At 34.5% G+C, this 20,770-nt stretch carries 26 protein-coding genes; all 26 read right to left on the bottom strand.

All coding sequences use genetic code 11. The features are described from left to right. Nucleotides 1-56: 56 nt before the first annotated feature. Complete coding sequence (gene rpsB / locus V514_RS0103210; protein ID WP_029498271.1) at nucleotides 57-785, bottom strand: 30S ribosomal protein S2; 729 nt, start codon at nucleotides 783-785, stop codon at nucleotides 57-59. A gap of 169 nt (nucleotides 786-954) precedes the next feature. Further along, on the bottom strand, nucleotides 955-1,443 hold the full coding sequence (locus V514_RS0103205; RefSeq protein WP_029498269.1) for a DUF6115 domain-containing protein: 489 nt from the start codon (nucleotides 1,441-1,443) through the stop codon (nucleotides 955-957). Nucleotides 1,444-1,454: 11 nt separating this feature from the next. Continuing rightward, nucleotides 1,455-1,763, bottom strand: a complete 309-nt coding sequence (locus V514_RS0103200) for a hypothetical protein (RefSeq protein ID WP_029498267.1) — start codon at nucleotides 1,761-1,763, stop codon at nucleotides 1,455-1,457. An 18-nt stretch (nucleotides 1,764-1,781) separates the two neighbouring features. Further along, complete coding sequence (locus V514_RS0103195) at nucleotides 1,782-2,549, bottom strand: FliA/WhiG family RNA polymerase sigma factor (protein WP_035944203.1); 768 nt, start codon at nucleotides 2,547-2,549, stop codon at nucleotides 1,782-1,784. 231 nt (nucleotides 2,550-2,780) lie between these two features. Then, nucleotides 2,781-3,122, bottom strand: a complete 342-nt coding sequence (locus V514_RS0103190) for a hypothetical protein (RefSeq protein WP_029498265.1) — start codon at nucleotides 3,120-3,122, stop codon at nucleotides 2,781-2,783. Continuing rightward, entirely contained in the window at nucleotides 3,122-3,619 is a 498-nt protein-coding gene (locus V514_RS0103185) for a chemotaxis protein CheD (protein ID WP_029498264.1), read from the bottom strand. The genes V514_RS0103190 and V514_RS0103185 overlap by 1 nt, the downstream gene beginning before the upstream one ends. A 1-nt stretch (nucleotide 3,620) precedes the next feature. Further along, nucleotides 3,621-4,250, bottom strand: a complete 630-nt coding sequence (locus tag V514_RS0103180; RefSeq protein WP_035944201.1) for a chemotaxis protein CheC — start codon at nucleotides 4,248-4,250, stop codon at nucleotides 3,621-3,623. A gap of 13 nt (nucleotides 4,251-4,263) precedes the next feature. After that, nucleotides 4,264-4,716, bottom strand: coding sequence for a chemotaxis protein CheW (locus tag V514_RS0103175; protein WP_029498261.1), 453 nt, complete (start codon nucleotides 4,714-4,716; stop codon nucleotides 4,264-4,266). Between the two features lie 14 nt (nucleotides 4,717-4,730). Continuing rightward, nucleotides 4,731-6,791, bottom strand: coding sequence for a chemotaxis protein CheA (locus V514_RS0103170; protein WP_029498260.1), 2,061 nt, complete (start codon nucleotides 6,789-6,791; stop codon nucleotides 4,731-4,733). 14 nt (nucleotides 6,792-6,805) lie between these two features. Beyond that, the gene (locus V514_RS0103165) at nucleotides 6,806-7,936 is read right to left on the bottom strand and encodes a protein-glutamate methylesterase/protein-glutamine glutaminase (RefSeq protein ID WP_029498259.1); all 1,131 of its coding nucleotides are present in this window, start codon (nucleotides 7,934-7,936) and stop codon (nucleotides 6,806-6,808) included. A 1-nt stretch (nucleotide 7,937) separates the two neighbouring features. After that, complete coding sequence (locus V514_RS0103160; protein ID WP_029498258.1) at nucleotides 7,938-8,801, bottom strand: MinD/ParA family protein; 864 nt, start codon at nucleotides 8,799-8,801, stop codon at nucleotides 7,938-7,940. A gap of 3 nt (nucleotides 8,802-8,804) precedes the next feature. Further along, nucleotides 8,805-9,911, bottom strand: coding sequence for a flagellar biosynthesis protein FlhF (gene flhF / locus V514_RS0103155; RefSeq protein ID WP_029498257.1), 1,107 nt, complete (start codon nucleotides 9,909-9,911; stop codon nucleotides 8,805-8,807). After that, the gene (gene flhA / locus V514_RS0103150) at nucleotides 9,908-11,941 is read right to left on the bottom strand and encodes a flagellar biosynthesis protein FlhA (protein ID WP_029498256.1); all 2,034 of its coding nucleotides are present in this window, start codon (nucleotides 11,939-11,941) and stop codon (nucleotides 9,908-9,910) included. Before flhA ends, flhF begins: the two co-directional genes overlap by 4 nt. Nucleotides 11,942-11,957: 16 nt before the next feature. After that, nucleotides 11,958-13,055 carry a flagellar biosynthesis protein FlhB gene (flhB, locus tag V514_RS0103145; protein ID WP_081714984.1) on the bottom strand — a complete coding sequence of 366 codons (1,098 nt, stop codon included), beginning with the start codon at nucleotides 13,053-13,055 and terminating at the stop codon, nucleotides 11,958-11,960. Further along, nucleotides 13,048-13,824 carry a flagellar biosynthetic protein FliR gene (gene fliR / locus V514_RS0103140; RefSeq protein WP_029498254.1) on the bottom strand — a complete coding sequence of 259 codons (777 nt, stop codon included), beginning with the start codon at nucleotides 13,822-13,824 and terminating at the stop codon, nucleotides 13,048-13,050. Before fliR ends, flhB begins: the two co-directional genes overlap by 8 nt. Before the next feature lie 4 nt (nucleotides 13,825-13,828). Further along, complete coding sequence (fliQ, locus tag V514_RS0103135; RefSeq protein ID WP_029498253.1) at nucleotides 13,829-14,098, bottom strand: flagellar biosynthesis protein FliQ; 270 nt, start codon at nucleotides 14,096-14,098, stop codon at nucleotides 13,829-13,831. 13 nt (nucleotides 14,099-14,111) lie between these two features. Further along, nucleotides 14,112-14,777: a flagellar type III secretion system pore protein FliP gene (gene fliP / locus V514_RS0103130; protein ID WP_029498252.1), complete on the bottom strand. Its 666-nt coding sequence runs from the start codon at nucleotides 14,775-14,777 to the stop codon at nucleotides 14,112-14,114. Continuing rightward, complete coding sequence (locus tag V514_RS0103125) at nucleotides 14,770-15,450, bottom strand: flagellar biosynthetic protein FliO (RefSeq protein ID WP_029498251.1); 681 nt, start codon at nucleotides 15,448-15,450, stop codon at nucleotides 14,770-14,772. The genes fliP and V514_RS0103125 overlap by 8 nt, the downstream gene beginning before the upstream one ends. Nucleotides 15,451-15,454: 4 nt before the next feature. Continuing rightward, the gene (locus V514_RS0103120) at nucleotides 15,455-15,817 is read right to left on the bottom strand and encodes a response regulator (RefSeq protein ID WP_029498249.1); all 363 of its coding nucleotides are present in this window, start codon (nucleotides 15,815-15,817) and stop codon (nucleotides 15,455-15,457) included. A 20-nt stretch (nucleotides 15,818-15,837) separates the two neighbouring features. Continuing rightward, nucleotides 15,838-17,076, bottom strand: coding sequence for a flagellar motor switch phosphatase FliY (gene fliY, locus V514_RS0103115; RefSeq protein WP_029498248.1), 1,239 nt, complete (start codon nucleotides 17,074-17,076; stop codon nucleotides 15,838-15,840). Further along, nucleotides 17,069-18,067, bottom strand: a complete 999-nt coding sequence (fliM, locus tag V514_RS0103110; protein ID WP_029498247.1) for a flagellar motor switch protein FliM — start codon at nucleotides 18,065-18,067, stop codon at nucleotides 17,069-17,071. Before fliM ends, fliY begins: the two co-directional genes overlap by 8 nt. 32 nt (nucleotides 18,068-18,099) lie before the next feature. Next, nucleotides 18,100-18,531 carry a flagellar basal body-associated protein FliL gene (gene fliL / locus V514_RS0103105; RefSeq protein WP_029498246.1) on the bottom strand — a complete coding sequence of 144 codons (432 nt, stop codon included), beginning with the start codon at nucleotides 18,529-18,531 and terminating at the stop codon, nucleotides 18,100-18,102. Then, nucleotides 18,524-18,742: a flagellar FlbD family protein gene (locus V514_RS0103100; RefSeq protein WP_029498245.1), complete on the bottom strand. Its 219-nt coding sequence runs from the start codon at nucleotides 18,740-18,742 to the stop codon at nucleotides 18,524-18,526. Before V514_RS0103100 ends, fliL begins: the two co-directional genes overlap by 8 nt. Before the next feature lie 60 nt (nucleotides 18,743-18,802). After that, nucleotides 18,803-19,594 carry a flagellar basal body rod protein FlgG gene (flgG, locus tag V514_RS0103095; RefSeq protein WP_029498244.1) on the bottom strand — a complete coding sequence of 264 codons (792 nt, stop codon included), beginning with the start codon at nucleotides 19,592-19,594 and terminating at the stop codon, nucleotides 18,803-18,805. 82 nt (nucleotides 19,595-19,676) lie between these two features. After that, nucleotides 19,677-20,048, bottom strand: a complete 372-nt coding sequence (locus tag V514_RS0103090) for a TIGR02530 family flagellar biosynthesis protein (protein ID WP_327059445.1) — start codon at nucleotides 20,046-20,048, stop codon at nucleotides 19,677-19,679. 2 nt (nucleotides 20,049-20,050) lie between these two features. Next, nucleotides 20,051-20,767 (bottom strand): flagellar hook assembly protein FlgD, encoded by a 717-nt coding sequence (locus V514_RS0103085; protein WP_029498242.1) that lies wholly within the window; start codon nucleotides 20,765-20,767, stop codon nucleotides 20,051-20,053. Between the last annotated feature and the right edge of the window lie 3 nt (nucleotides 20,768-20,770).

The raw sequence follows: 20,770 nt of genomic DNA, 5'->3' as shown, positions 1-20,770 counted from the left end.
CAAAAAAAGGTGATAAGAGGTATTATCCGCTTATCACCTGTCTCTAAAATAAGAAATTACTCAGCTGAAGCTTCTTCTGTAGCTTCAACTTGCGCTTCTTCTTCACCTTGTTTAGACTCGATTAAAGCATCAGCCATTTTAGAAGTGATTAATTTTACAGCGCGGATTGCGTCATCGTTTGATGGAATAACGTAATCAATTTCATCTGGATCACAGTTAGTATCAACCATAGCCACAATTGGAATGTTTAATTTGTGTGCTTCTGCAACAGCAATACGTTCTTTACGTGGATCAACTACGAACATTACATCTGGAATAGCTTGCATATCGCGGATACCGCCTAAGAAACGTACAAGACGTTCGTGTTGTTTTTTAAGTTGAACAACTTCTTTTTTAGGAAGTACTTCGAAAGTACCATCTTCTTCCATACGTTCGATTTCTTTTAAACGTGCGATACGTTTTTGAATAGTACCGAAGTTAGTTAATGTACCACCTAACCAGCGTTGGTTAATGTAGTAGTTACCTGAACGTTCAGCTTCTTCTTTAATAGCTTCTTGAGCTTGTTTTTTAGTACCAACAAAAAGAACTTTACCGCCTTCTGCACCAACTTGGCGCATGAAGTCATAAGCTTCTTCTAATTTTTTAACTGTTTTTTGTAAATCGATAATGTAGATACCGTTACGTTCAACAAAGATGAATTTTTTCATTTTTGGATTCCAACGGCGAGTTTGGTGACCGAAGTGTACACCAGCTTCTAGTAATTGTTTCATTGAAATTACTGACATGTTTTGGTTCCTCCTAAAGGTTTTGATTTAATTTTCCTCCGCATTCATCACTTATATAGAGAACTTTGATTTATCAAAGCACCACTCCATATATCAGAGTGCGTGTGTAATAATAACACCAATTGATAATATACCATAGTCCCTATTCACTAGCAACTATTTTATTGAGTTATTGCTGAAATTTCAATAATAACTCAACTTCAGTTTTACCTTGATTTAATTTTTTAGCAATGTCGGAAATTGAAAACCCTTCTTTATACATCTTTATCACTTGTTCTTCAATTGTAGGCTCTTTTGCAGTATGTCGCTGCTGTTGATAGGCTTTTTTTACATAAGCTTTGGGTGTTTCAAAATCATTTTGTATTGATAAATTTTTTTCATGTTGTTGTTTATTATCTCTAGGTTTTGTCTGCTGTTGTTCCACATCTCTATTTGGGGATGAATCTACTTTTATGCTTTTTATTTCTTGAATTAAACGATCATTTTCATCTTTCATTTCAGCTAAATAGACACCTATTGAATCATCCATATCATCTTTCAGTTGCTTTTGCTTTTCTTCTATTTCTTTTAAACGAGTAATTTTCAAATTTAAAAGGACAATAAAATAAAAACTTAAGCATTGTGCAATGATGAGGAAGATTATCACTAGACTAGTCATTATTCAATCTCCTAACCACTAAAATCAACAAAATTCCCTTTAAACGGGTGATGAGCCGATTGTTCTTTAGATTGACGCTGTTCATTGTTAGTATGTGACTCCCCATGAGGCTGCTTCCGTTTATCGGGATGCTCATCTCCTATTTGAGCAGTGTCTTCTGTCTCTAAAACTGTCATACGATTTTTCAACATCTGCTTTTCTGTAGCCATTTGAGCCATTGCCTGGTTTCCATTTACATATTGTTGTGCATTATCAGCTATTTTTCCCGCTTCAAATGTTTTAGGTAACGCAATCTGAAGCTCGACACTTTTTAACGACATTGCGATTCCTCCGTTAATTTATAGGTTTTTCATTTCATCTGTTAATAAATTACGCAATTTAAATAATGCTTTTGAATGGATTTGCGAAATTCTAGAAGTTGATAATTCCAACATTTCTCCAATCTCAGTTAACGTCAGTTCTTCTGTATAAAATAAACTTAATACTAATTGTTCTTTATCATTTAATTTTAAAATACTAGCAGATAAATCTTGTATTAACTCTGCCTGCATCGCTTCTTGTTCGGGTGTTCTGATTGAATCATCTCGAATCGAAAAAGATTTATGATCTGATTCATCATCTTGCAACTGCTCATCCATTGATAAGATATTCGAAGCAAAATGTTCTCGAACTGTTTGGAATACTTCATCAACTGTAATGTTCAACTCATCAGCTACTTCTTCTGGCGTCACATGACGTTGTAACCGTTGTTCCATTTCCTCAATAAGAGCATCCATCTTCTTTGTCTTTTCTCGAGCCGAACGTGGTAACCAATCCTCTTTTCTAAGGCCATCTATAATTGCTCCACGCACTCGAAACGAAGCATACGTATCAAATTTTAAATCTCTTGTTGGATCAAATTTATTTAAAGCGTCAAATAATCCCATCATACCTAAACTATTTAATTCATCACGAGATACACTTTTGGGTAACCCAACGGCGATTCGTTGAACATGATAAGATACTAACGGTTTATACTTTCGCATTAATACGTCTCCTGCATGAGGATCTCGATTGGCTTTCCAACTTTGCCATAGTTTTTGCTCTTCTGCTGAAGTTGTTTGCATCAAATTATCCTCCTAACTTTAACAACATTCCCTTCAATCATTATAACAAATCTCACCTATATTTTGGAATGTATATACTACAGAATCTGTGCAAAATAAAAGGATTGCTCTTAACAATTTCAATTATCATGTTGCACTTTTGTAAACTCAAAGAAAAAATAGTCGAAAACCATTTTTCTTCGTATCCAAAAATGCTGCTCATGTTGAAATTCTAGAACAATCCTTCTATCCTTAATTTTCTTGTGCCATTAATGTTTTTACTACTTGCGCTACTTCTTTCGCCTGTGTTTCCTCTATATTGTTCTTTTCAATTTTTACTGTTTGATTTGTTGATGACTCTTCTTGTAGTTCTTCCGTGTGTTCTTCTACTACATTCTCCTCCAATTGAGGTGTATAAAATGCATATCCAATTAAAAAGCGAACAATAAAAGTTACTATAAATACAACAAATGCTACTGTGAAAGATTGTATAAGAATCTCACTTGGTGTACGAGCAGTTTGAAATATCAATAAAAAGTAAATCGCAAAAGAACCAAGGCTAGCCCAGCAATTAATGTAAAATGTTCCTGCCATTAAATATCTTTCACTCCTTGATTTACTGTACGTATTTGTAGCTTTGATGTTTGAGGATTGAATTCAATCGTACGACCACTATTCCCACCCGTATCTTCAGCAATAATCGGAATACCTAGTTTTCTTAATTGATCTTTTACCGCGTCGACATTCCGAGGTCCTATACGCATAGAATCTTGATTTGATGTGAATTTAAACATCTGTGCACCACCAGCAATTTTAGCTTTCAATTTGAAGGGAATCGCCCCCCTCTTTTTCATAATTTCAACTAAAGCAGGTACTCCTGTGTCAGCAAATTTTGCGACGGTCAGCTGACCTCCTCTACTAAGAGCTGAATCTGGCAGCATAACATGTACTAAACCTGCTATTTGCTTTGATTCATCATAGATAACAACACCTACACAAGAGCCTAATCCGGACGTGCGAATTGTTTGTGTATGTATCGCAACATCTAATTGTGCAATTCCTACTTTAACAACGTCTAAATTCGTGAACATTTTATTGTACACCTAACGACGTAAAGATTGTAGAAAATGAATCCGGATCTGGAATTAAGAAAAAGTGACCGCTGACTTCTTCTGTACCATCTTTTTCATCTTGTTCAATAATCGATGTATCTATTACGATAACATAATCACTAATTTGTGATACTTCTATTAAACCAATACTAATAATTGCTCCAAACATGTCACTTGCTAATGCTGGAGGAGTCGGATACAATTTTAAACTTGTAAAATCAGAAAGTGCCGATAAGTAGGATCCTGATAAAATGTTGCCCATTTCTTGCATAGCCGATAGACCTAGCTCTGATGGTGATTGTGCAAAATTAAAAGTTTCGTCATGAATTAGCTTACGAATTAATTGATTTGCTTGTTCAACTGGCATAATAAAGAACATACCACCCGAGATATCCCCATCAATTCGTAAATAAATTCCTGTCACAAATGTTTCTGCACCACCTACACGTTCCATCATATCGTTAAACGTTACCATTTCTACTTGAGGTACATGCATATCAATTTTTGTATTAAGTAATGATGACAAAGCTGTAGCTGCATGAGCTGCACCAATATTACCAATTTCTTTTAATACATCTAAATGAAAAGAAGTAATTTGTTGTATATCCATCAAAAATCCCCTCTTATTTTAACGTACTTAAAACTTTTTCTAAATTTAATAAAATTAATAAACGATTCCCTATATTAGCGACACCTGAAATAAATTCTTCTTCTAATGAGCCAACTACTTCTGGTTGAGGCTCAATTGTCTCTTTTGCTATATCCATTACATCATTTGCTGCATCTACAATAAAGCCTACTTCCATATCTTCTTCAGAAATGATAATGATACGAGTATTTTCGTTACTTACCGTTGTTGTAACGCCAAAACGATCACGTAAATCAATAATTGGTGTTACAACACCTCGCAAGTTAATAACGCCTTTCACATAATATGCGGTTCGTGGGACACGCGTAATATGCATCATTTTTTCAATACCTTGTACTTGTTCAACCGGTAATGCATATTCTTTATCACCTAATTGAAAAACAATTACTTTCATTACTTCGACGTCCATTGTTACATTTTCTGTCATCTTGAACACCTCTCTTATTTAATAAGTGAATTACAATCAATAATTAACGCTACTTGACCGTTACCTAAAATTGTTGCGCCTGAAATAGCAAAAACATTCGTTAAATAATTCCCTAAAGATTTGAGAACAATTTCTTGTTGGCCAATAAATGAATCCACAACTAGCCCCGCCATTTTGTCGCCTTTCCTTACAATAACAATCGAATGAAAGTCATCTTCCTCATTATCATTTCGTGGTACTTCAAAAATTTCTTCTAAGAAAACAAGTGGTACAACTTTTCCGCGGAAATCAATTACTTTTTGATTATGCGCATTCATAATATCCGATTTACGAATAATTGACGTTTCAATGATTGATGATAAAGGAATCGCATAAGTTTCTTGCTCAATTTCAATTAACATTACTGAGATAATTGATAGTGTAAGAGGCAATTGTACAGAGAATAATGAACCTTTTCCTTCTTCAGATTCAATTGTAATGTTGCCACCTAATGATTCAATCGTTGATTTTACAACGTCTAATCCTACACCACGTCCTGAAATATCTGATAATACCTCCGCTGTTGAGAACCCCGATGCTAAAATCAATTCATTTATTTGATTATCTGTCAATTTTGAAGCTATTTCTGGCGTAACAACGCCTTTTTCTAAAGCTTTGCTTAAGACGCGCTCTTTATTGATGCCAGCACCATCGTCCTCTATTTCGATAAATACGTGATTACCACTATGATATGCTCGTAGCTCAACATGACCTTCTTCCGGTTTGCCTGCAGCTAAACGTATTTCTGGACTCTCAACACCATGATCTAATGAGTTACGAATTAAATGCACAAGAGGGTCTCCAATTTCATCAATTACCGTACGATCCAACTCTGTCTCTGCGCCAATAATATCCAATTTTACTTTTTTATTTAAATCTCGTGATAATTGTCGAACCATTTTCGGGAAACGGTTGAATACTGTTTCTACGGGAACCATACGCATATTTAAAATAATATTTTGTAAGTCGCTTGATACGCGCGACATACGCTCTACTGATTCATTTAACTCATTATGATTTAACTCTGCAGCAATCGATTGTAAGCGTCCGCGATCAATAACTAACTCTTCGAATAAATTCATAAGAATATCTAATCTTTCAATATTAACTCGAATTGTCTTGCTTGTTGCATGCGCAGTTTTAGTTGGTTTTTCTACCTGCTTTGCCGTCGAATCAGGCACTGCTTTCGTTGTTGTTTGTACAGGAACTTCTACTTCTACACTTTTCGCTGTTGATGCAACAACTAGAGATTCAACTTCATGTGTTACTTCAGAGTTTAATTTTTGAATAACTACTTTTTCTACTTCCGATACTTTACCTAATAATTTTTCTACAACAGTTATATCTTCTTTTGTCACAAAAGCAATTGAGAAGTCTGTATCAAATTGCTCTGCTTCTAATTGTTCTACAGCAGGGACTGACTTAATAACATCCCCATTTTTCTCCAGTACTTCAAACACCATAAATACTCGAGCTGCTTTTAAAAGACAATCATCTCGTAAACTAATAGCGATTTCATATGTTTCAAACCCTTGTTCATGTGATTGTTCAATAATTGTACGTTCAAAATCATCATAATTAAGCGATGTTGCAGAAATTTTTATAGTTTCTGTAATATCATCTACTAAAGCTTTTTCGTTGGTACCATTAATTGCCTCACCATTCTCGATACGTTTTAATTTTTCAACCGTTTCGACAACATTACGCTTTCCGTCTCCACCTTCTGAAATATCTCCAATCATCGCTTCAAGGTGATCAATTGATTCAAAAACAACATCTAAAATTTCAGGGGACACTTCGATTTTTTCGTTACGAATTGCATCTAAAACATTTTCCATTTTATGCGTTAAATCTGCTAAATCTTCAAATCCCATTGTTGCAGACATTCCTTTTAACGTATGCGCATTGCGGAAAATTTCATTCACGATTGATAAATCATGTGGATTTTGCTCCAATGCTAATAAATTCTCGTTACACGATTGTAAATGTTCAGTACTTTCATCAATGAATACTTCTAAATATTGGTTTGTATCCATAATTAAGCCTCCTCCTATGGAATATATTTCATAATTGTATGTGCAATATCATCTACATCTTCTACATCATCAATTAACCCTGTCTCGAATGCTGCTTTTGGCATTCCATATACTACACATGTATGAGCAGATTCTGAAATTGCTTTTACATTACCTGTTTTCTTTAAAATTTCTAAGCCTTTTGTACCATCCGAACCCATCCCTGTCATGATAACTGCTAATTTATCATAATCTAATAACTCACTGGCACTTTCATACAAAACATCTACAGCAGGACGATGGCCACCCCTTGGCGCTTCCATATTATCTAATTTAACCCCCACAGACATACCGACTTTTTGAAGTTTCATATGGTATCCACCCGGAGCAATATAAGCGACTCCAGCTTGGAGAATATCTCCATTTTCCGCTTCTTTAACCGTTATTTCCGATAAAGTATCTAATCGTGCCGCCAATGATTTTGTAAATCCTGCCGGCATGTGCTGAACAATTAAAATGGGCGCTGTTATACTTTTCGGTATTTTAGTTATAACTTCTTGTAACGCGCGTGGCCCTCCAGTAGAAGTTCCTACTAATACTAATTTTTTATTAGCATGAGAGTTCCAATTATTAGAGCTTGCTGATACAGTTCTTATCGATCTAGTGGGCGTAACAATTGGTTTTGAAATAACTTTTTTAGAAGTACTATTACTATTTAACATAAATGATGTTGCTGGCGTTGTTTTCCGTAATTTTGCAACAGATACACTAGCAGCTTGTAAAACCTTATGCACCAACTCATCTTTAATTTTATGTAAATCTAACGAAATTGTACCGCTTGGTTTAGCAATAAAATCTACTGCGCCGTTTGCCATTGCTTCTACGGTAATTTCTGCTCCAGCTTTTGTCGTACTAGAAAGCATAACTACTGGCGTCGGGCAATCTGCCATAATTAATTTCAAAGCTTCCAATCCATTTAATTTCGGCATTTCAACGTCTAGTGTCACAACATCTGGTTTTAAAACTTTTATTTTTTCAAGTGCATCTTGGCCATTTCTTGCTGTTCCAATCACTTCAATAGTTGGAACATCTACAAAAAAATCACCTATCAACTTTCTCATAAATGCTGAATCATCCACAATTAATAACTTTTTTGTTACTACCATGTTATCCACGCCCTTTACTAAAAATACTTTTTAATGCATTCATAAAGCGATTTTCATCCATTTCATCGAGCGACTTTATATGCCCGGTCTCATATGTTTCCACAATTTTTTGTATTGCCTTTGTCGCTGGAGCGCGCTCATATAAAACTGAAAACAATTGTTGTTGTTGTACAGCTTTACGAACATGAATATCTTCTGGAATAGACCCTAAAATCTTTAATTCTTTTTGAAGAAACTGCTGTGCTGTATTCTGTAAACGTTTCAATGTCTGTTTTCCTTCATCTATTGTTAATGTTCGATTACATACGATGTACATATTCTTAAGCGAATTTCGCATATGAACATACTTCATCATGGAATAAGCATCCATAATAGCAGTAGGTTCTGTTGTGGAAATAACAATAATATCATCTAAAGTTTCTATTAATTGCAATGACCATTCTGTAGCACCTGCCCCCATATCAAAGATAATATAATCATAACGTTGTTGAAGTAATTCAAAAACAGATAATAAACGCTCAAACATCAAATCATTCCATTCAATCACTGTCGCCATTGCAGAACCACCACTTATATAGTCTATATTATCTAAAAATGGCTCCTTTACATCTTCTAAACTATATTGACCTGTCAAATATTCCATTAACGTCCTTTTAGTCTTTTTACCTAACAATATATGGACATTTCCCATTCCTATATCCATATCAACTATAACTATTTCATATCCTTTTTTTGCCATATTAAACGAGAAATTAGTAGAAAAATTACTTTTTCCAACTCCACCTTTTCCACTAATTACCCCAATAGAAGTAGCAACGCGTTTGTTTTCCATTTTTAAGCGTAATTTTTCAGCCTGATCTCGCATTTGTTATTCTCCTTGAAAAACTAATTCAACCACTTTATCAAGGGTTGCTTCAACAATATCTTCTGGTACTTCTTGTCCATTTGTATAGTAAGCAAGTCCCTTATTATATTTAATCATTAAATTGATTATTGGGCCAATAGAATTTGTTTCATCTAGTTTTGTGAAAATCAATTTTGTAATTGGAATATCTTCAAATTGCTCGATAATCACTTCTAAATCACGTTGTTTGGATGTAATCGCTAAAACTAAATAATTTTCCATATCTTCATTAATATCAATTAATTCAACTAAATCATTAACATATTTTTCTTCTTTGTAATTTCTTCCTGCAGTGTCAATGAAAATTAAGTCACAATGCTGTAAATTTTCAATAGCCTTTTCGTAATCATGATGTGAATAAACGACTTCGACAGGTGCCTGTAATAAATTTGCATATGTCTTAAGTTGTTCAATAGCACCTATACGATATGTGTCTGCTGTAATAAACCCTACTTTTTTGCGCTTCTCTAATACTGCACGAGCTGCCATCTTTGCAATAGTTGTCGTTTTTCCTACTCCAGTTGGACCAACTACATTAATAAAGCGTTTATTAAATGACAGACCTTCTATTGAAAATTTTTCTAATTCTTGGCGCAATGCCATTTTTGCAAAACGAATTAATTGTTGTTTCGTCAATTCTTCACGACTATTTTTGTATATGTCAAAAAGCTCATCACTAATTGATGTGACGAGCTCTTTGTCTAATTCTTGATGTTCCATTTGCTCAATTATTGACGTGAAAATAATGGGATATTGCGTCGTTATCATTTGCTGTTTTTTCAGCAAAGCTTTTAGAGACGATAGCTCTTGATGAATTCCTTCAACATACTTTGGTTGCGCTATATTAACTTGCAGTAATTGTTCACTTTTCACATTATTTTGCCCCACTATTGGCATTGTTAAATTTTCAATTCCAACAACAATTTCAAAATGCTTCTTTTTAAAAAAACCTAAAAATCCTTTTGAATAAATTGCTTTTGAGCTAACAATAATTGCTTCATCTCCAAAATCCTGCTGCACTTTTTTCATTGCTTCTGACATTGTAGAAGCTGTATATTTTTTCATTTTCATTCTACATTCACCACTCCGACACTTTGAATTTCAATTGATGCTTCTAGTTCATTATACGAAAGAATTGGAATTTGTGGGAAGTAACGTTCTGTTAATTGTCTTATATACATGCGTACAGCTGGTGAGCATAAAATTACTGGAGATTGCTCGAAAAATGCGATACGTTCTACTTCTTTAGAAATAGCTTCTAAAATAGCTTGTGACGTTTGTGGATCTATCGCTAAATAATTACCGTGCTCTGTTTGCTGAATACTATCTGCTACTGCTTTCTCAACCTTAGCAGACACTGTTAACACTTTTAATTCTGGTTGATTTCCAACATATTGCGTAGTAATTTGACGAGCCAATCCTTGACGAACATACTCTGTCAAAACATCCACATCAGAAGTAAGTTTTGAGTAGTCAGCTAATGTTTCAAAAATAATTGGTAAATTTCGAACGGAAACATTTTCCCTTAATAAATTAGCCAATACCTTTTGAATTTCACCAATCGCCATTGGTGTAGGTGTTAATTCTTCTACTAAAATTGGTGATGTTTCATGTAAATGATCAATTAGTTGTTTTGTTTCCTGACGTCCTATCAATTCAGCTGCATTTGCACGAATAATTTCCGTCAAATGTGTAGAAACAACACTTGGTGGATCTACAACTGTATAACCTAGCATCTCAGCTTCTTCTTTTACTTGTTCTGTAATCCATTTTGCTGGGAGGCCAAAAGAAGGCTCTACAGTATCAATGCCTTCAATTGAATTATCTTCGCCTGGACTCATTGCTAAATAATGATCCAACAACAACTCCCCATGTGCCATTTCATTACCTTTAATTTTGATACGATATTCATTAGGCTGCAGTTGAATATTATCTCGAATACGAACCACTGGAATAACGATTCCTAATTCAAGAGCTAGTTGACGACGAATCATCACAACCCGATCAAGTAAATCGCCACCCTGTGCTGCATCAACTAGAGGAATCAAACCATAACCAAATTCAAATTCAATTGGATCTACATTTAATAAATTCACAACATTTTCTGGACTTTTCAAATTATCAGTAACCACTTCTTCTTCTATTTCTTCCTGTTCTTCAACAGTCTCTGTTGTAGAACGTGTTTGTTGATACGCTAATAATGCAATAATAGCTGCAACTGGAATTGTTACAAAATCACTAACCGGAGTTAATAACCCTAGGAGGAAAATTGTTCCAGAAGCCACATACAATACTTTAGAATCGCCAAATAATTGGCGCATAATGTCCGAACTGAAATTTCCATCTGAACCTGCGCGTGTTACAACAATACCTGTTGCAGTAGAAATAATTAATGCCGGAATTTGAGAAACAAGTCCATCACCTACAGTTAAAGTTGTAAAGCGATTTATAGCTTCTGAAAATTCCATTTCCATTTGAACGACACCAATAACAATACCAAATAATATATTGATAATAACAATAATGATACCTGCTATTGCATCACCTTTAACAAATTTGGTCGCACCATCCATAGCTCCATAGAAATCTGCTTCTCCCGAAACTTTTTCACGGCGCTCACGTGCTTGAGTTTCAGAAATTAATCCAGCATTTAAATCTGCATCAATCGCCATTTGTTTCCCTGGCATTGCATCTAATGTAAATCGTGCAGCTACTTCAGATACACGTTCCGAACCTTTTGTAATAACAAGAAAGTTAATAATTACTAAGATGATGAATACGACCAAACCTACAATAAGATTTCCACCAACTACAAACGTACCAAATGTTTCAACAACATTACCAGCTTCACCACCACTTAAAATAGCACGTGTTGTTGAAACATTTAGCCCCAGTCGGAAGAGCGTTAAAAGCAAAAGAATCGTCGGGAAAATAGAAAATTCCAATGCTTCTTTCATATTCATAGCAATCAATAGTACAAGAATTGCTAATGCGATATTTACTATGATTAAAAAACTTAATAACCATGTTGGCAGAGGGATAATCAGCATCGCTACAATCATAATAACGGCTGCTAAAACACCTATGTCGCGAAATTTCATGTTTGTCCCTCCCTAACTAAATCTTGCGTTTAATACGATAAACATACGCAAGTACTTCTGCGACCGCTTTAAAAAATTCTTCTGGTATACGGTCATTGATTTTAACTTGATCATACATCGCTCGAGCAAGCGGCCTATTCTCAACCATAACCACTTTGTTTTCTTTTGCAATCAACTTTATTTTTTGCGCTACAAAATCAGTGCCTTTTGCAACAACTTTAGGAGCATCCATTGCATCCTCGTCATACTTTAAAGCAATGGCATAATGTGTTGGGTTCGTAATAACTACATCAGCTTGAGGAACTTCTTGCATCATACGACGCATTGACATTTCACGTTGCCTTTGCTTAATTTTTGACTTAATTAAAGGATCTCCTTCAATATTTTTGTATTCATCCTTAATATCCTGTTTGGACATTCGCAGATTTTTTTCGTAATCATATTTTTGATACATATAATCCAAAATAGCAATACATATTAACACCAAAGAAGCTGCTATTCCCATATAAGCTACTAGTTTTCCTACTGTAATTAATGCGGCTCCTGGTGTTTTATGAGCTAAACTTAAAACATCTTCAATATTCAAATACAGGATTAAAAATGTTGTTGTTCCTATAAATGAAATTTTCAAAATTGATTTTAATAATTCAACAATTGCTTTTAATGAAATAATTCGTTTTAATCCTTTAATTGGATCAATTTTTTTTAGATCAAATTTCAATGTTTCTGTTGTAAATAATAAACCAAATTGCATAAAATTAGCAGCAATTGCTGCTATGACAGCAATCGCAAAAATTGGTACTACAATTATTGCTAGCTCTTTTAAGATATCCCAATACATTTCCATAATTGAAGAAATCGTAATGGTTTCTAACGTCATATTATGCGCAATAATTTCTCTAAAAAATGACATCATTTCATCTTTCATTGAGCCTGCCATAAATGTTAAATATAGAAAAATGGCAAGTAATACAATCGCACTTGTAACATCTTGGCTCTTTAATACTTGGCCTTTTTTTCTAGAGTCTTGTCGTTTCTTAGGTGTTGCTTTTTCTGTCTTTTCGCCTGCAAAAAACTGTATATCGAGCGTTACTAATATATTCTGTTTAACCAATACCTATCAACTCCATATACTGACGCATAGACACAAACATAAGTTTAAATAATTTCTGCATCACTTCAGACATAACTGTGAACATCACAACCATCGTAATAAATGCAACAAAGATTTTCACAGGGAACCCAATTACAAAGATATTAAGTTGCGGCACAGTTTTCGCAACAATACCTAAGGCTAAATCTGTTAAAAAAACCGTCGCAACAATTGGGATTGCTAATTGAAATGCGATAACAAACATTCCAGTAAACATTTGAATAACAAACATCACAGTGTTTTCTGCCGCTATTTTTGGCCACGCTTGTGTCGCAGGTGCAAATTCATAACTATAGTAAATGGCATCCAATAAAACATGGTGCCCATTAGCACTTAACAAGAGTAATAATGCCATAGCGTTAAAAAATTGACCTGTTAATGGACTTTGTGTTCCTGTTTGCGGATCAATAACATTTGCAATAGCAAAGCCAATTTGGAAGTCAATAAAACCACCCGCAATTTGAACCGCTGACATAACAATGTAAGCTAATAACCCTAATGTTAATCCTACAAGTGCTTCTTTGATAACAAGCAATGCATAGTTACCATCAATCTCAATTGTAGGGGTATCCATTGGTAAAGCAATAATTACTGATAACAATATTGCTAAACCAATTTTCACTTGTGCTGGGATTGTTCTGTAGGAAAAAAATGGTACAGTAGCAAAAAAAGCACTTACTCTCACAAGAATTAATATAATTAATGGAATTTTTGTTAACAACGTTTCCATTTAATCACCCTATATACCTTGTTAAGTTTTCAAAAATATCTTTTGTATATGTAACAACTTTTGTTAACATCCACGGCCCAAAAAATACAATAGCCACTAATACCGCAATAATTTTAGGAACAAATGATAACGTTTGTTCTTGAATTTGAGTTGTGGCTTGAAAAATACTTACAAGTAATCCAACTACTAGCGCTACAAGTAAAAGGGGTCCAGAAGCCATAATCACTACAGTAATCGCACGTTCTGCAATTGAGATAACTAATTCTTGTGACATTTTTATTCATCCCCTAAAAGCTTTGCAATAGCGATTTCATCACAAGTGACCATCCATCTACTAATACAAATAATAAAATTTTAAATGGTAGAGAAATCATTACTGGAGGTAACATCATCATCCCCATAGACATCAACACACTAGCTACAATCATATCAATAACTAAAAATGGAATAAAAATCATGAATCCCATTTGAAATGCTGTTTTTAATTCGCTTATTGTATAAGCTGGCACTAATGTTGTTAACGGAATATCTTCTATTTTTTCTGGCATCTCTTGATTTCTATAACTTAGAAATAAATCTAAATCATTTTGACGTGTGTGTTTAGCCATAAACTCTTTAAAAGGAGTTGCTGCATTATCATAGGCTTCATCTAATGTAATCTCTTCATTAAATAAAGGTTGTAGCGCCTCTTTATTCACTTCTTGAAGTGTCGGAGCCATAATAAAAAACGTTAGAAACATTGCCAATCCAATAATTACTTGGTTGGGTGGCATTGTATTTGTAGCTAGAGCAGTTCGTACAAAAGATAGTACAATAACTACCCTAGTAAAACAGGTCATTAAAATCAAAATACTTGGTGCAATAGAAAGTACTGTCAGTAATAGCATTAACTTTACAGAGGTAGAAACGTTGGCAGCACTACTATCAGAAAAATAATTTATAAAATCACTCATCTTTCGAACTGCGCTCCTTTTGTTTCAACTCTTGTAATTCTTCATTACGCTGTTGTTTGATTTGATCTAAACGATTGGAAAATTCTGTTTTGAAATCTATATTGTCTTCTTCAACTGCATCTTTATTTTTTTTCGCTATGTTTTTAAACAATCCGGAGAAAGGTGTTCCTTGAATTGGTTGCATTTGCTTTTCACTATACAGAGCAATAAGAGACTCACGTTCATGCTCATCCGTAATTTCTTTTAACATATTTACATCTTCACCGACGCCAACTAAATAAAGGGAACTTCCCACTTTAACTAACTGCACTGATTTTTGTGATCCTACAGAGATTCCACCTAAATTTTGCATCATTTTAGAGTGTTGATACTTTGCATTACGATTGTTTAAAAAACGTAATACAACATAAAGTAATCCAACTACAAAAGCTAATGCAAAAATCATTTTAATATAATCCCACGCAGACACACCAACAGCTGTCGATTCTTGTTCATTATCGACAGCTGCTTTTGTATCTTCTTTGCAGGCTTCATCTTTCTTGTCTTCTATACAATCATCTACCATAACGCCAGATGTTGCATAACCTACTTCAGAAAAAGGTGCCGTTTCGTTAACAGGTAAGGTATTATATGCTATAAAGAAAAGCAAGATAAATAATACTTTTCTAAACATCCTTTTACCCCAAAGCTTTTTGAATAGCTTCAATAACACGATCTGCTTGGAACGGTTTTACGATAAAGTCTTTTGCTCCAGCTTGAATTGCATCAATCACCATTGCTTGTTGCCCCATTGCAGAACACATAATAATTGTTGCATTTGGGCTTGTTTTTTTAATTTCTTTTAACGCTGCGATACCATCCATTTCAGGCATTGTAATATCCATCGTTACTAAATCAGGTTGTAATTCATTATATTTTTCAACTGCTTGTGCTCCATCAGCTGCTTCACCAACAACTTCAAAGCCATTTTTAGTTAAAATATCCTTAATCATCATACGCATAAATGCTGCATCATCTACAATTAAAATTCTTTTTGCCATAATTAAATTCCTCCAAACGATTATCGTAAGTTATTTAGTCGATCTGCCTTACTTAAAATATCCGTAATTCGCACACCAAAATTCTCATCAATAACAACTACTTCACCTTTTGCTATCAATCGGCTATTTACTAAAATATCCACAGGTTCGCCAGCCAATTTATCCAATTCAATGATAGAACCGCTCACTAATTCCAATACATCTTTTACCGAACGCTTTGTACGCCCTAGCTCAACCGTAACCTGTAGTGGTATATCTAAAAGCATATTTAAATTTCGAGCTTCTGTTTGTTTTAAAGAAGGCTGTGTAAATTCTGTAAATTGCGCTTGTTGAACATTCATCGGCTGTTGCTGATATTGCTGTGGCTGAGCATACATTGGCTGTTGCATCACCGGTTGTTCCATCATTGTTTGTTGCACATTAACTTCAGCTACTTGAGATGGCGTTAAAGTTTGCTGTTGCATCATATCAGTAGCCGATTTCTGCATTATGGGTTGTTCTTGTAAAGCTGGTTCAGGCATAGTTGGTTCTTCTACTGCAACCTCTTCTATTGGTTCTGGATTCAACAATTGTTGCACCAATGATTGGCTAAAATTTAAAGGTAACAATTGCATAATATTAGAATCAATTAATTCACCAATACGTAAGCGGAATGATACACGAACTAATAAATCGTCTTCTGGAATATTCTCAGAACCTTCATTTTTCCGAATGTTCATTAAATCAATTGACGGTGGAGAAATATCAACTTTTTTATTAAAGATTGTCGACATTGAAGTAGCTGCAGAACCCATCATTTGATTCATAGCTTCTTGAACAGCGCTTAAATGTATTTCTCCTAATTCTTCAGAAGGATTTAATCCATCTCCACCTAACATTAAATCAGCAATAATCGCAGCGTCTGATTGCTTAATTACAAGTAGATTCATTCCTGTTAATCCAACTGTATATTTCACTTGAATCGCTACATAAGGGTGCGGAAACTCTTCCTCTAATTTATCTCGGTTAATCATTGAGAGCGTTGGTGTTGTAATATCAACTTTTTGTCCTAATAAGGAAGATAAAGCTGTTGCAGAACTACCAAATGAAATATTCCCGATTTCACCTAAAGCATCCTGAGACATCTCGTCTAAATAGTCTCCTACATTATACTGTTCTTCTTGAGCAGACGCATCATCATTTTTATCATCACCTTTGTCAATTGATTCACCACGAAGTAATGCTTCAATTTCTTCTTGTGATAACATATCATCACTCATCATCGTCGTCTCCTCCTTTCAAAGACTCAATTACTTGTACAGCCATTCGTTTTTTCACTTTACCTGGCTGTGCTGTAAATTTTGGAATATTATCCACTTTTATTGTTAATGGGTGTGTAATGTTTTGATCCAACTGAATTACATCACCTTGCTGTAAAAATAAGAAATCTTCAATACTTATATGCGTAGAACCTAATTCTGCTGTAACAGCCACTTCGGAACGACGAATATTTTGCTCAATACGAGCTTTTTGTTCTGGGGAATTTTCTCTTGTATTCGATTGCATCCAATATCGAACAGATAAGTTTGGAACAATTGGCTCTAATACAACATGTGGAATACAAATATTAATCATTCCACTTGTTTCACCAATAATAGAATTAAACGAAATAACAACGACCGTTTCGTTTGGTGAAATCATTTGTAAAAACTGAGGATTTACTTCCAATTCCGTTAAAATCGGATCGATATCCGCAATATTTGCCCATGCTTCACGTAAATTATCAAACGACCTTTCAAAAAGGTTTGTCATAATTTTTTGTTCAATTTCTGTTAAGTTGTCCACATTACTATGACTAGTTCCTGCTCCACCCATCAAACGATCCAACATTGAATAAGCAATGTTTGGATTGATTTCCATTAAAATATTACCATCTAAAGGTGGTACTTCAAACACATTTATCAATGTAATATTAGGAATAGAGCGAATGAATTCTTCAAATGGAATCTGATCAACTGATGCTACTGTGATTTGAACATAACTACGCAGCTGGGCAGAAAAATATGTTGTTAATAGGCGTGCAAAGTTTTCATGAATTCGTGTTAAACTACGGATTTGATCTTTCGAAAAGCGTAATGCTCGTTTAAAATCATAGACTTTTACTTTTTTTGCTTCTTCTTCTTTTTTCATATCTTCTGCTGTCATTTCACCTGTAGATAACGCTGATAACAATGCATCAATTTCGGATTGTGATAACACATCTCCGGCCATTTGCCCACCTCCTTAAAAGTTCATTTCTATTTCTATGAAATAATGCAAGATGTAATATAAACGCGCTGAATTTGACCTTCTTGCATTAATTCATTAAATTTTGTTTTTAATGTATTTTGTAAAATAGCTTTCCCTTTTTTACCTTCTAAATCTTCTTTTGATAACTCTGAAAGTTCTTCAATAAGAATATCTTTCATCTGGAAATCGCGTTTTGTTAATTCTTCTGCAGCTTCTTTACTATCAGTTTGAACTTTCAAAGAAATTTTAACGAAATTACTACCCTTTAAGTTAGTCGTAATTTCCTCTACATCAACTGATGATTCTAAAACTGTATCAATATCTGGTTCCGCATTTGCAGTATCTTTTCCACCAATTTGCGTGATTACTACAACAGCTACAACTCCGATTAATGTTAGCGATACCAAAACGATAAGCATAATTGTTAGCATTTTATTTTTATTCATCTTCTTCACCTCTTAAATGCGGATTGGATAGGAGTTGAACACCTTGATAAAATTTTGTAACACGATTTAATACTTCGTCCTCAGTTTCTAATACAACATATTTTCGACCAGTCGTTAACGTAATCGTCGTGTCGGGAAACTCTTCGACGGATTCTATGTATAATGCATTAAGCGAGAACTTCTTACCATTTAATTTTGTTAAAGCAATCATAAAATGGATGGAGTTAGGTAATCTAACTCCTCCTCCTTTCTTATACAAAAAGCTTTAAAATTAACGTTTCAAGTTAACTAATTCTTGTAAAATTTCATCAGATGTTGTAATAATACGAGAGTTAGCTTGGAAAGCACGTTGAGCAATGATCATCTCAGTAAATTCTTCTGACATATCTACATTAGACATTTCAAGGAAACCAGATTGAACTAAACCGTTACCTTCTTGTCCTGGAGTACCTTGAAGTGGTTCGCCAGAGTTAGCAGATGGTTTGAAAAAGTTAGCACCAACTTTTGTCAGCCCTCCTGGATTATTAAATCTTGTAAGACCAATTTGACCTAATGGTTGGAGTTCACCATCGACAATAGCATTCACTGTTCCATCTTGACTAATTGATACTTCGGTTGCTTCTGGAGGTATTACAATATTCCCTCCACCACCAACAGTTTGTACATAAGCTCCATCACTTGTTACAAGAGAACCGGCACTATCTACATAAAAGTTTCCTGCACGCGTGTACATCGTTTCACCATTTTTTGCAACTTCAAAATAGCCGTCACCCTCTATCGCTAAATCTAAAACACGATTTGTCGTTTGTAATGATGATTGATCAGCAATCGTATCAATTGAAGCAATTGCTGAGCCTAAACCAATTTGCTTTGGATTTGTGCCTCCCATTGTATCTGTCGCACCACCAGCCCCTGCAGACGTTTGTGAAATTAAATCTTTGAATGTAATACGTCCCTTTTTAAAACCATACGTATTAACATTGGCAATATTATTACCAATAACATCTAGCTTTGTTTGGAAATTTCGTAAACCACTAACACCTGAATACATTGATCTTAACATAATAAAATTTCTCCCTTCGATTTTAAAAAGTATATTACCTCTATCAGTCGGTAATACGAAGGCACCCTTTTACAGGTCCTGCCTATGATAAAATAATCGTTCCATCAATATTTGTAAATAATTGATTTTCTGATTCTTGCCTGCTCATTGCTGTAATAACCGTCATATTTTTAGCACTGACAATCATTGTTGTCGTCGGTGTTACAACAAGCGGTTCCTGAATACCTTTTTGCTTAGCTTCTAACACTTTGTCCGTAATTCTTTGCCATTCTACTGCATCTATTTTGATATTGCGTTGGTCTAAGCGCTGAGAAGCATGCTTACTAATTTTCAATGAGCTTTGCTGCTCTAATAAATGTTGGAAATTTTGTTTTGTCGTTATTTTATGTGTTGCTACACTAGGTGATTGTTTAACAGTATTTGCTGATTGTATTGGTTGAATATATCGCAACAAGTTTACGCTTTCTGAGCAATAGCCGTAATCTGGTCTTCTGTAATTTGAATACCACCTACTAAATTAAAAACAATCGAATTATCTTTACGTGATACCGACTCTACTGTTGATGTTTGTTCTTCACCTTGTTCGTTTTTAAACGTCACATTTTTTCCGATTAACATACTTGAATCTACAAGAGAATTTCCAGAGTTATTCGTTGAATTTCCAGATAGCACTTCAGAAATATTTGCAGCTTCAATGACTTTTCCGTTACCTAGTACAAATTTTGCTGTTGAACCATCGTATTTAACACTAACAATCGTCGCAGTCCCAGTCTCAACACCTGGATCTGGTTTAGTGACATCTTCACTGCCTTCTCCATCTTCTCCAGGCTTTACAATTTCACCTGTCTCTTTCCCTGTTTCTGTTGTTGTAATATGATACTTTACTGTTTTCCCAACAAAAGCATTGAATTGAATCATCTGAGATTGTTGTGTGACTGCTGTTAAATTTTCGATAGACAATGCGACATTTTGCATTTGCTCTAAAGAAGAAAATTGTGCCATTTGTGAAATGAATTGTGAATTGTCCATTGGACTAGTTGGATCTTGATATTGTAATTGAGTTACTAATAATTTTAAAAATGCATCTTTTCCTAATGAAGTATTTGCTCCCTCTGGAAGAACGGTTACGCCATTACTCGGCATACCATATTGCTTTTGAATAGTTGTTGTCATAAC

Origin of the sequence: Kurthia huakuii LAM0618 (assembly GCF_000505545.1) — a bacterium.
GTDB lineage: Bacteria > Bacillota > Bacilli > Bacillales_A > Planococcaceae > Kurthia > Kurthia huakuii.
Note: the sequence above shows the minus strand (reverse complement) of the source record. Positions and strands in the feature narration are given on the sequence as shown.